Origin of the sequence: Aestuariivita boseongensis (genome assembly GCF_001262635.1) — a bacterium.
Taxonomy (GTDB): domain Bacteria; phylum Pseudomonadota; class Alphaproteobacteria; order Rhodobacterales; family Rhodobacteraceae; genus Aestuariivita; species Aestuariivita boseongensis.
In genome coordinates, this window is the sequence record NZ_JXYH01000012.1 from 32364 (window position 1) to 43800 (window position 11437).

Consider the following 11437-nt stretch of genomic DNA (forward strand, 5'->3'; position numbering starts at 1 on the left):
TTTCTGTGGCAGAAAACGGATCGGACTCGAAAAAGAACAAAACGTGAATATAATGGTGCTCTGCCATGTATACAGAGCTGTCGATCACATCCAATTTCACCTTCCTCACCGGGGCTTCCCACCCCGAGGAATACATGGCCCGCGCCGCCGCACTGGGCCTGTCGGGTGTGGCGATTGCCGACGAAAACTCTGTCGCCGGTATCGTGCGCGCCCATACCCAGGCACGCGAGATCGCCCGGCTGGTGGCCGAACGCCGCGCGTGGGACGCCGAACATGACCCCATCGGCCCGCCATGCCCTGATCATATCCCCGCACCGCCTTCTTTCCCGATCTATGCCAGCCCCCGCCTGATCCCCGCCGCCCGACTGGTCTTTACAGATGCGCCCCCCATCACCGTGCTGCCTCAAACGCGCGCCGGTTGGGCGGGGCTTTGCCGGATCCTGTCACAGGGCAAGCTCAGGGCCGAAAAAGGCAGCTGCATTCTGAGCCTGTCCGATCTGATCGCCTTTCCGGACGATCTGCAGCTGATCCTCTGGCCTGCGGATCAAATCTGGCCCAAAGACTGTGCAGGCTGGGCGGATCACCTGCCCCGGCTCAAATCCGTTTTCGGGGGCGGCCTGCATCTGGGCCTTGCCCCGCGCTATGACGGGCGCGACGGCCTGCGTTTCGACGCACTGGCATCGCAGGCGGCAGAGGCGGGGCTGCCCACCCTCGCCAGTGCCGCACCGATGATGCATCACGCGCGCCGCAGGCGTCTGGCCGATGTCGTTACCGCGATCCGCCTGGGCTGCCGCGTCGACGATCTGGGTCGCGCGGCGCTGGCCAACGGCGAACAGCGCCTGCGCGGCGAGGCCGAGATGCGCCGGATCTTCGCAGGCCATGAGGATGCGGTCGACCGTGCCCATGGGTTGTCAGAACGCCTGACCTTCTCGCTTGATGAGCTGCGCTATGAATACCCGCATGAGGTGGCAGAAGGCGAAACCCCCGACAAACGCCTGCGCCGGCTGGCTTATGAGGGGATGCAATGGCGTTACCCCTCAGGTGCGCCCGATAAGGTCAAACGCCTTCTGGAACATGAGCTGACCCTGATCGGGAAGCTGAAATACGAACCCTATTTCCTGACCGTGCGCGACGTGGTCCATTTCGCTCGCTCCCGCAATATCCTGTGTCAGGGGCGCGGGTCAGCGGCCAATTCGGTCGTGTGCTATTGTCTGGGCGTGACCTCCGTTTCCCCTGAAATCGGCACGATGGTCTTTGAACGCTTCGTGTCCGAGGCGCGCGATGAGCCTCCCGATATCGACGTCGATTTCGAACATGAACGCCGCGAGGAGGTGATCCAGTGGATTTACCAACGCTATGGCCGTCACCGCGCGGGCCTGTGCGCCACGGTCGTGCACTACCGCGGCAAGCGCGCCATCCGCGAAGTGGGCCGCGCCATGGGCCTGACCGAGGATACGATCAGCGGGCTCAGCTCCCAGCTTTGGGGTTTCTTCTCGATCAAGGGGATCGAGGCCGAACGCATGGCCGAAATCGGCCTTGACCCCACCGACCGCCGCCTGATCCAGACATTGGAACTGGTGCATGAGATCAACGGATTTCCGCGCCACCTGTCCCAACATGTCGGCGGTTTCGTGATGACCGAGGGGCGGCTTGATGAACTGGTTCCGGTGGAAAACGCCACGATGGAGGATCGCACCGTCATCTGCTGGGATAAGGATGATATCGACACGCTGGGGATCCTGAAGGTCGATGTGCTCAGCCTGGGCATGCTCACCTGCATCCGTAAGGCGTTTGATTTGCTCAAACGGCATCACCAGACCAGCTACACGCTGGCCACGCTGCCGCCTGAGGACTCGCGCGTCTATGACATGCTCTGTGCCGCCGACAGCATCGGCGTGTTCCAGGTCGAAAGCCGCGCGCAGATGAATTTTTTGCCGCGCATGCGCCCGCGCAATTTCTATGATCTGGTGATCGAGGTTGCGATCATCCGCCCCGGCCCGATCCAGGGCGACATGGTTCACCCCTTCATCCGGCGAAGAAACGGGGAGGAGGAGGTCAGCTTTCCCTCGGACGAGTTGGGCGAGGTGCTGGGCAAAACCCTGGGCGTGCCGCTGTTTCAGGAGCAGGCGATGCAGATCGCTATCGTGGGCGCGGGCTTCACCCCCGATCAGGCGGACAGGCTGCGCCGGTCACTGGCCACCTTCAAGAAGCATGGGAATGTCAGCGAATTCCGCGCGCTTTTCCTGCGCGGCATGAAGAAAAACGGCTATGACGACGACTTTGCCGAGCGCTGTTTTTCCCAGATCGAAGGCTTCGGCTCCTATGGGTTCCCCGAAAGCCATGCTGCGTCTTTTGCGCTTTTGGTCTATGCCTCGGCCTGGATCAAATGCCACCATCCCGGCATCTTTGCCTGTGCGCTGCTGAACTCCCAGCCGATGGGCTTTTATGCGCCGGCCCAGATCGTGCGCGATGCCCGCGAACACGGGGTAGAGGTGCGCCCGATCTGCATCAATGCCAGCTTCTGGGACAATGTGATGGAGCCTGACGGGCAGGGGGGGCTCGCGCTGCGTCTGGGATTCCGGCAGATCAAGGGCCTGGCCGAGGAGGAAGCCACCTGGCTCACCGCCGGGCGCGGCAACGGGTATCATAGCGTGCAGGATGTCTGGCGGCGTGCCGGGCTGGGGCCGCAGGTTCTGGAACGGCTGGCCGAGGCGGATGTCTTTGCCGGTATCGGCCTGTCGCGCCGCGATGCGCTATGGGAGGCCAAGGCGATTGCCAGCGCAAAACCCCTGCCGCTTTTTGCCGGCGACATGGATGGCGAGGGGATCGAGGAGCCTGCCGCCCATCTGCCCCGGATGCATCTTGGCGAAGCGGTGGTAGAGGATTTCGTGGCCACGCGCCTGTCGCTCAAGGCGCATCCCGTGGCCTTGCTGCGCCATCTTCTGACACCTGGTGCTGTGCCGCACCTGCCGCCCGGCCGTGGGCGGCCTGCGCCGGATCTGTCGAAACTGATGTTCACCCGCGCCAACCCGGATTGATCCAAAAGCGCGCGCTGCCGCGCGCACGGTTTTCATTGATTTGGCGCCTGTGTCGCGGCATCGGCATCACGGTCTGTGGTCTGCCTTTTGCGATCTGTTGCGTGCCGTATTTGGAAAGAGAAGAAGACAAGGGCCGGGTTCCCTTCGCCTTGGGCTTCACCCGGGCGGCCAGCCGGGTTAGAAGGCCGCAAGAAACCTGATGGAGCGCGCCGATGCAGACCCCCAAACCCGTTGTCCTGTGCATTCTGGATGGCTGGGGTCTGTCGGACCGGACCGAGGCCAATGCGCCCTATCTGGCGGATACACCCAGTTTCGATGCCATCATGTCAAAAGGTCCCCATGCGCGGCTGATCACCCACGGGCCGGATGTGGGTCTGCCTTCGGGCCAGATGGGAAATTCCGAAGTGGGCCATACCAATATCGGCGCGGGTCGTGTCGTGGCGATGGATCTGGGCCAGATTGATCTGGCCATTGAAGACGGCAGTTTCTTCGAGAATCCGGCGTTGCAAGAGTTCATCCAGCGGCTGAAAACCAGCGGTGGAACGGCGCATCTGATGGGGTTGGTGTCGGATGGCGGGGTGCACGGGCATCTGACGCATATTTTGGCCGCGGCCAGGGCGATCACCGACGCGGGCGTTCCGGTGGCGCTGCATGCAATCACCGATGGGCGCGATGTGGCGCCGAAATCCGCCTATGGCTATCTGCGCACGCTGAGTGACCAGTTGCCCGAGGGCGCGCGCATCGCCACCGTGATCGGGCGCTATTTCGCGATGGATCGGGACAATCGCTGGGGCCGCGTGTCGGAAGCCTATGACGCGATGGTCCACGCCAAAGGTCGCCGCGCCAAGGATGCCCATGGGGCGGTCACCGCCGCCTATGAGCAAAGCGAAACCGACGAATTCATCACCGCGACAGTGCTGCCCGGCCATGCGGGCATTCGCGACGGTGACGGCGTCTTTTGCCTGAATTTCCGTGCGGACCGCGCGCGCGAAATTCTGGCCGCCATCGGCCAGCCCGGGTTTGATGCCTTCGACACAGGCACGCGTCCCGATCTGGCCGCTTTCCTTGGGATGGTCGAGTATTCCGATCTGCATAACACCTATATGACCACTGTCTTCCCCTCGCGTGAGATCGTGAACACGCTGGGCGCCTGGGTCGCTGCGCATGGCCTGCGCCAGTTCCGCCTGGCCGAGACCGAGAAATACCCCCATGTCACCTTCTTCCTGAATGGCGGCAAGGAAGACCCCGAACCGGGCGAAGATCGCTTCATGCCGAAATCGCCCGATGTGGCGACCTATGATCTGCAGCCCGAGATGTCGGCCCCCGAGGTGGCAGACAAACTGGTGGAGGCGATCCATGCGGAGTACGACCTGATCGTCGTCAACTTCGCCAATCCCGACATGGTGGGTCATACCGGCGATCTGAAGGCCGCGATCCGGGCCTGCGAGGCTGTGGATCAGGCGTTGACCCGCACCATCGCCGCGCTGGATGAGGTGGGTGGCGCGATGATCGTCACTGCCGATCACGGCAATTGCGAGCTTATGGTCGATCCGGAAACCGGTGGGCCCCATACAGCCCACACGCTCAACCCGGTGCCCGTGGCGCTGGTGGGCGGGCCGGATGGTGCGCGCCTGCATGACGGGCGGCTTTCGGACCTGGCGCCGACAGTGCTGGCGCTGATGGGTCTGCCGCAACCGCCCGAGATGACCGGAAAGAGCCTTCTGGAATGATCCGCCTGGCCGCCCTTCTGACGTTTCTGGTGTCAGGCGCGGCCTGGGCGCAATCCGATGCCGCGGATGCGGCGCGGCAGGCCGCCCAATTGTTGGAAGAGGCCGCCCTTTCCCTGCAGGAGGCCGAAAGCGCGCGCGACCGGGTGCGCGCCCTGACGGAAACCGTGCAGGCCTATGAGGCCGGGCTTTCGGCCATGCGCGACGGGTTGCGCCAGGCCGCGCTGCGCGAGGGTCAGCTGCAACGCCAACTGAACGCGCGCGAGGCCGAGATCGCCGATCTTCTGGGTGTGCTGCAAACCATCGGCGCGGCGCCGCCCCCGGTTCTGATGGTTCATCCCGGCGGCCCGCAGGACAGTGCCCGCGCCGCGATGATGCTGGCCGAGGTGACGCCCGCGCTTAACACCCGCGCCGCCGAGCTGCGCCGCGACCTGGACGAGGTGCGCACCTTGCGCCTGCTTCAGCAATCCGCGGCGCGGACATTGGAACAGGGTCTTGCAGGCGTGCAGGAAGCGCGCGCCGATCTCAGTCAGGCGGTGGCCGACCGTACCGATCTTCCCAAACGCTTCACCGAAGATCCGGTGCGCACGGCGATCCTGATTTCCTCGACCGAAACGCTGGAAGGCTTTGCCAGCGGCCTTGCCAATATGACGGACGAGGTGATCACGCCCACCGCCGCCGACATCAGCAGCCTGAAGGGCGAATTGCCGATGCCGGTGCAGGGCGTTCTTCTGCGCCGCGCGGGCCAGTCCGATGCGGCGGGCATCACCCGGCCCGGCATCGTGCTGGCCACACGCCCGCGCGCGCTGGTCGTCAGCCCGACGCCTGCAACGATTCGCTATCGCGGCCCGCTTCTGGATCTGGGCAATGTGGTCATCCTGGAACCGCAGGCCGACACGCTTTTCGTGTTCTCCGGCCTTGCCGAGGTCTATGGAGAGGCCGGACAAGTCATTCCCGCAGGCACACCAGTGGGCTTGATGGGCGGTTCCGACCCGGAAATTGGCACAATTCTGTCAACAAGCAGTGAGGGCACTGGAACAGACCGCTCAGAAACGCTCTATATAGAGGTGAGAGAGGGCGCAGACCCCGTGGATCCAGAAACATGGTTCCAAACCGATAAGGATGGATAAGCCAGAGATGAAAAAGATACTCACAGTAGCAGCCGCCGGGATCCTCTCGGGTGCCGTGGCCACGACCCAGATCGCCGGCCCGCTGCTTGCCCAGGAAACCGAGCGGAGCACGTCGGTCTATGAACAGCTTGACCTCTTCGGCGATATTTTTGAACGCATCCGCGCGCAATATGTCGAAGAGGTGGACGAGGCCGATCTGATCGAAGCCGCCATCGACGGCATGCTGACCTCGCTTGATCCGCACTCCAGCTATCTATCGCCCGAAGATGCCGCGAATATGCGCGTGCAGACCCGTGGCGAATTCGGCGGGCTGGGTATCGAAGTCACGCAGGAGGAAGGCTTTGTCAAAGTCGTCTCTCCCATCGACGGCACTCCGGCGGATGAAGCCGGGATGGAAGCGGGAGATTTCATCACCCATGTGGATGGCGAAAGCGTTCTGGGCCTGACACTGGACGAGGCGGTCGAGATGATGCGCGGCCCGGTGGGATCGGAAATCGTGATCACCGTCGTGCGTGAAGGCGAGGCCGAACCCTTCGACGTTTCCATCATCCGCGACACGATCAAACTCACCGCTGTGCGGTCGCGCACCGAAGGCGAAACCGTCGTCCTGCGGGTGACCACCTTCAACGATCAGACCACGCCGAACCTTGAATCCGGTCTGCAGAAACAGATCGAGGAAGCAGGCGGCATCGACCAGATCAACGGCATCGTCCTTGACCTGCGCAATAACCCGGGTGGCCTGCTGACCGAGGCGATCAAGGTTTCCGACGCGTTCCTTGAAAAAGGCGAAATCGTCTCGACCCGTGGCCGTGCGCCGGAAGATGGTGAGCGGTTCAACGCCACGCCGGGCGATCTGGCCCAGGGCAAACCCATTGTGGTGCTGATCAATGGCGGGTCCGCCTCGGCCTCGGAAATCGTGGCCGGTGCGCTGCAGGATCACCGCCGGGCTATCGTAGTGGGCACCAAAAGCTTCGGCAAAGGCTCGGTCCAGACCGTGATGCCGCTTCGGGGTGACGGCGCAATGCGCCTGACCACGGCGCGCTATTACACGCCGTCCGGACGGTCGATCCAGGCGCTGGGCGTCTCGCCGGACATCGTGGTGGAACAACCCCGCCGCCGCCCCGCCGAGGATGACGAGGAATCCAGCGCGCTGATCAACCGGTCGGAAGCCGACCTGCGTGGCCGTCTCGACAATGACAGCCTGAGCGAGGACGAGATCCGCCAGATCGAAGCCGACCGCGCCAAGGCCGAAGCCGCCGCCGCGCTGCGGGAAGAGGATTATCAGCTGGCCTATGCCATCGACATCCTGAAGGGTCTGTCGGCGATCGGTCCCCGCGACTGATCTGCACCTCATTCAAACATCCAAACGCGCGCGGTCTGAACACCGCGCGCGTTTTTCGTTGGCTGATGAAACGCCCCGGAAAATCGCCTGCACCCGCCTTGGCCAATGGGACTTCCCTCTCAAATCATTCCGCTTCATAGTGCCGCCCGAACGGCCGCGAACAGCCGTCAGTAACGGGAGGAAACACCATGAAGTTTTTCACGCGCGCAGCACTGGCTGCAGCGATTGTGGGCTTTGCAGGCACTGCCGCCTTTGCCGAAACCCGCGTCACTTATAAATCCGCCAAGGCCGGCTCGTCCTATTACCAGATGGCCGTGCAAATCGCCGAGGCGATGAAAGCAGGCTCGGACATCTCGGTCACAATCGAGGAAAGCCAGGGCTCCGTCCAGAACGTGATGGAGGTCAAGGCGCGCGGCGGCGATTACGTCTTTACCACCCCGCCCGCGCTGGTGGGTCTGGCCCAGGGCGGCAAGGCGATGTTCGAAGGCAAGGGCGACCCCGCCTTTGACGAGATCCGCGCGCTGTTCCCGATCCCGTCGCTGACCATGCATTTCGTCACCCGCGCCGATGCCGGGATCAACAGCTTCGCCGATCTGGAAGGCAAGACGATCCTTCTGGGCAAGGGTTCCTTCGGTGCGCGCGAGGGCGAAAAATACCTGGGCCTCTTCGGTCTGGAAGGCAAGGTCACCCTGGCCGAGGTTGAACTGTCCAACGCCGTGCCCGCGCTGAAGAACGGCCAGATCGACGCCTTTGTCACCGCAGGTTCCTATCCCGCGCCCAACGTGATCGAAGCTGCCGCCTCCACCGGTGTGAAGGTTCTGTCGCTGAGCGACGAACAGGTGGCCGAAACCAAGCGCGCCCGTCTGGTCATTCCGGCAGGCACTTATGCCGGGCAGGATGAAGACATCGTCACCACCTCTCTGCCGGTTGTGGCCTACACCACCACCAAGATGGACGATGACACCGCCTATCAGCTGACCAAGACCTATTGGGAAGGCAAGGCGGCGATGGGTGAGGCCGCACCGTGGTGGAACGGCGTGGACGAGGGCCTGATGTCGAACATTCCGGGTAAGATCCATCCCGGCGCGATCCGCTATTACAAGGAAGCGGGTATGGCGCTGACCGACGCTCAGATGTAATCACGCGCAAGGTTTGGAAAGGCCGGGCCCCGCGCCCGGCCTTTTTGATGAGGCAGGGGCAAAGACATGCTGCAGGATGACGGTCCGATCCGGTTCAAGCTGCTCTGGCTGGCGCTGGCAGCGCTGCTGGTCGTCTATCATATCGGGCTGATCTTCTGGGGGCTGGTGCCGAACCTCGTCTCCCGCCCGCTGCATATGGCGCTGGTCCTGCCGTGGATTTTCCTTTTTGCGGCGCGCAGCCGGGCGCAACTGATCTCCGGCGCGGTCTTTGCGGTACTGGGCATGGCCTCGGCCATCTGGGTGGCGTGGAACCACGACGCGCTCAGCGATCAATACGGGTTTCTGGAAAACAACCTGCAGATCGCCATCGGCGCCACGCTTCTGATCTGCGTGCTCGAAGCCGCCCGGCGCGCCATCGGCTGGCCCTTGCCCGTGGTGGCTGCGCTTGCCCTGCTCTATGCGCTGTTCGGCCAGCATATTCCGGGCGAATTCGGCCATTCCGGCACGCCGCTGAAAAGCTTTCTGGGCACCATGACCATCGCCGAAGGCGGTATCTGGGGCAGCCTCACCGCAGTCTCCGTGGGTGTCGTCGCCGTCTTCGTCATCTTCGGCGCGGTCCTGAACGCGGGCGAGGCCGGTCAGGGCTTCATGAACGTCGCCGCCGCGGCCGCGGGGCGGCTCAAAGGGGGTGCGGCAAAGGTCTCGGTCATCTCTTCGGCGCTGTTTGGATCCATCTCTGGCTCGGCTTCGGCCAATGTCGCCTCCACCGGGGCGATCACCCTGCCTGCCATGACGAAACTGGGCTATCCCAAACGCCTCGCCGGCGCGGTCGAGGCCGTGGCTTCATCCGGTGGTCAGATCATGCCGCCGCTGATGGGGGCAGGGGCCTTTGTGATGGTCGAACTCACCGGCGTGCCCTATACCGGCATCATGGCCGCCGCGATCCTGCCCGCGATCCTGTATTTCCTTGCGGTCTGGGTCGGCATCAACGCCTATGCGCGCCACACCGACCTCAAAGGCATCGACGCCAAGGACCAGCCCGGTCTGAAAGACGTGGCCATCACCTCGGCCTTTTTCCTTGTGCCTTTCGCTGTGCTGCTTTGGGGCATGTTCGGCCTGAAAGTTACCCCGCAATACGCTGCCTGCCTTGCCATCGGCGCGGGCGCGGTTCTGCTGTTTACCGATCGTGGCCTGACCGTCGACCTTCGCGCCACGTGGGACCGTTATGAAAACGCGCTGCTTACGGCCGCCCGCCAGGTATCGCTGATCGCCGCGATCATCCTCTGTGCCTCCATCATCATCGGGGTGCTGTCGGTGACCGGCCTTGGCGTCAAGATCACCTCCCTGATCCTGTCAGGTGCCGGCGGCCTGCTCTGGCCCGCGCTTCTGCTCACCGCGCTCGCTTGCCTCATCCTGGGAATGGAGGTGCCGACGACTGCCGCCTATGTCATCTGCGTCTCAGTCGCGGGCCCCGCGCTGATCCAACTGGGGCTCGAGCCGCTGCAAGCGCATTTGTTCGTCTTCTGGTACGCGCTTCTCTCCACGATCACCCCGCCCGTTTGCGGCGCGGTCTTCATCGCATCGGGCATGGTGCGCGAAAACTGGCTGCGTGTGGCGATCACGGCGATGGCGCTGGGCGTGGGTCTGTACATCATCCCGATGGGCATGATCGCCAATCCCGACCTGATCCGCGTGGCCGAAAGCCCCGCCCTTGCGATCATCGCGTTCCTGCGTGTCGGGCTGGGGCTTGGCCTGATCTCCTATGGCCTCATCGCCATGCGCAAGCCGCTGCCCACGCTGGCCCTCTGCGCTGCCGGTCTTCTGGTGATCTTCGCCCCGATCTAGACCCGTAGGGCGGGACTTGTCCCGCCGCCCCTAGGCCGTTTCCACGCAATGCCGCCGGAAGGCACGTTTCAGCATATCCAGCTCGGCGCGCAGCAATTCCATCTCTGCCCGGATGTCATCGGCCAGAACGTCACCAGCCATCAGCGTGAAATGGGTCAGTTTCTCCGACCCGTCGAAAATCGCGAATGTGTGCACCCCATCGGCAATCGCGTATGTCGGAACGGGCACCCGCACCGCCCAGGCCCCGCTGGCGGGATCAAGTGTCACCTCTACCCCCGGAACCTCCTGATCGCGATGCAGCACGCGAATATCCGGGTTCTGCTCCCCGGCTTCAAGACGTGCCAGGATGCCTTCCCACACACCATTCGCCAGACGGGTTTTCATCAATTCAAACTGGCTCATGCCTCACCTCAGATCGCCGCGCGCAACCGGCGCGAGAATGTCAGATCGCGCAGCGTCACCTGGTTCATTTCAGGGCCTTCGAAAATGATATCCAGCCACGCTTTCTCGATCCGCTTTTCGTTCAGATTGGAATAGGCCAGATCGAATTCCACCATCACGTTTTCCTCGTGCAAAGGCAGCTCCCGCACGAATTGTTCGGTGTTCGGCCCGTGCTTGATATTCAGCCGCGCGAAAATCTCGATCGGCTTTTCCACCTCGACGATCGTATCGACGCGAATGACGTGATCCTTTTTCAGCCCGGCAATCGATTCCTTCGGCATGTCGATCACCAGCGACAGGAACGACCCGTCGAACCTGAACACATCCATGCGCACGCCATAGGGTGCCAGATCCGCCTCTCTTAAATTGCGAACCTGGCGCAGGGTCAGCTCGGAGCGCGCGCAATCGTGAAACAGCGTCGCCTCCTTGCCCAGCATGGACTTCGTCTCGACCGAGGACATTCCCGGCACCGGCAGAGGGCCGCGCCACAGTTCGGGCCGCCACGCCCAGTCGGTGCCAAAAGGCTTGGGAAAAGCGTTTGACCCGATCAGAGGCAGCGCCAGCCGCTCTTCGCTGGCATAGATCACCTCGTTCAGATGGGTCCTCAGCTGCCGTGCCCGTTGGCGGTATTTCCGCAATGTCGACAGATCGGCCTTCCGCGCCTGCCGCGCCGCCTGCCGCCACCACCGGATTGCGCCGTTGTGGATAAAGCGATCCATCACTGTGCCGAACTGAAATGCCATATGCGCAGTTTCCATCGTTTCCGATTCAAGAA

The 11437-nt window shown here is 63.1% G+C and carries 8 protein-coding genes; 6 read left to right on the forward strand and 2 right to left on the reverse strand.

Annotation, left to right across the window (positions count from 1 at the left end; translation table 11 throughout):
* Positions 1-65 precede the first annotated feature (65 nt).
* The 6 genes from TR61_RS06885 (at position 66) to TR61_RS06910 (ending at position 10221) form a co-directional block, all read left to right on the forward strand.
* Complete coding sequence (locus TR61_RS06885) at positions 66-3038, forward strand: error-prone DNA polymerase (protein ID WP_050929188.1); 2973 nt, start codon at positions 66-68, stop codon at positions 3036-3038.
* A 212-nt stretch (positions 3039-3250) separates the two neighbouring features.
* Entirely contained in the window at positions 3251-4768 is a 1518-nt protein-coding gene (gpmI, locus tag TR61_RS06890) for a 2,3-bisphosphoglycerate-independent phosphoglycerate mutase (RefSeq protein ID WP_050929189.1), read from the forward strand.
* Complete coding sequence (locus TR61_RS06895; protein ID WP_050929190.1) at positions 4765-5895, forward strand: murein hydrolase activator EnvC family protein; 1131 nt, start codon at positions 4765-4767, stop codon at positions 5893-5895. Before gpmI ends, TR61_RS06895 begins: the two co-directional genes overlap by 4 nt.
* A 7-nt stretch (positions 5896-5902) precedes the next feature.
* The gene (locus tag TR61_RS06900) at positions 5903-7237 is read left to right on the forward strand and encodes a S41 family peptidase (protein ID WP_050929191.1); all 1335 of its coding nucleotides are present in this window, start codon (positions 5903-5905) and stop codon (positions 7235-7237) included.
* Between the two features lie 188 nt (positions 7238-7425).
* On the forward strand, positions 7426-8376 hold the full coding sequence (locus TR61_RS06905; RefSeq protein WP_050929192.1) for a TAXI family TRAP transporter solute-binding subunit: 951 nt from the start codon (positions 7426-7428) through the stop codon (positions 8374-8376).
* Positions 8377-8442: 66 nt separating this feature from the next.
* Positions 8443-10221 carry a TRAP transporter permease gene (locus TR61_RS06910; RefSeq protein WP_050929193.1) on the forward strand — a complete coding sequence of 593 codons (1779 nt, stop codon included), beginning with the start codon at positions 8443-8445 and terminating at the stop codon, positions 10219-10221.
* 30 nt (positions 10222-10251) lie between these two features.
* On the opposite strand, the gene TR61_RS06915 is transcribed toward TR61_RS06910, so the two are convergent.
* Together TR61_RS06915 and TR61_RS06920 are read right to left on the reverse strand one after the other, a co-directional pair.
* Positions 10252-10623 carry a hypothetical protein gene (locus TR61_RS06915; RefSeq protein WP_050929194.1) on the reverse strand — a complete coding sequence of 124 codons (372 nt, stop codon included), beginning with the start codon at positions 10621-10623 and terminating at the stop codon, positions 10252-10254.
* An 8-nt stretch (positions 10624-10631) separates the two neighbouring features.
* A complete protein-coding gene (locus TR61_RS06920; RefSeq protein WP_050929232.1) occupies positions 10632-11405 on the reverse strand; it encodes a DUF6478 family protein in 774 nt (257 codons plus the stop codon).
* Positions 11406-11437: the final 32 nt, after the last annotated feature.

Coding starts and splice junctions, on each gene's coding strand:
- TR61_RS06905 (WP_050929192.1), top strand. CDS start 7,426: ATGAAGTTTTTCACGCGCGCAGCACTGGCTGCAGCGATTGTGGGCTTT.
- gpmI (WP_050929189.1), top strand. CDS start 3,251: ATGCAGACCCCCAAACCCGTTGTCCTGTGCATTCTGGATGGCTGGGGT.
- TR61_RS06895 (WP_050929190.1), top strand. CDS start 4,765: ATGATCCGCCTGGCCGCCCTTCTGACGTTTCTGGTGTCAGGCGCGGCC.
- TR61_RS06885 (WP_050929188.1), top strand. CDS start 66: ATGTATACAGAGCTGTCGATCACATCCAATTTCACCTTCCTCACCGGG.
- TR61_RS06900 (WP_050929191.1), top strand. CDS start 5,903: ATGAAAAAGATACTCACAGTAGCAGCCGCCGGGATCCTCTCGGGTGCC.
- TR61_RS06920 (WP_050929232.1), bottom strand. CDS start 11,405: ATGGCATTTCAGTTCGGCACAGTGATGGATCGCTTTATCCACAACGGC.
- TR61_RS06915 (WP_050929194.1), bottom strand. CDS start 10,623: ATGAGCCAGTTTGAATTGATGAAAACCCGTCTGGCGAATGGTGTGTGG.
- TR61_RS06910 (WP_050929193.1), top strand. CDS start 8,443: ATGCTGCAGGATGACGGTCCGATCCGGTTCAAGCTGCTCTGGCTGGCG.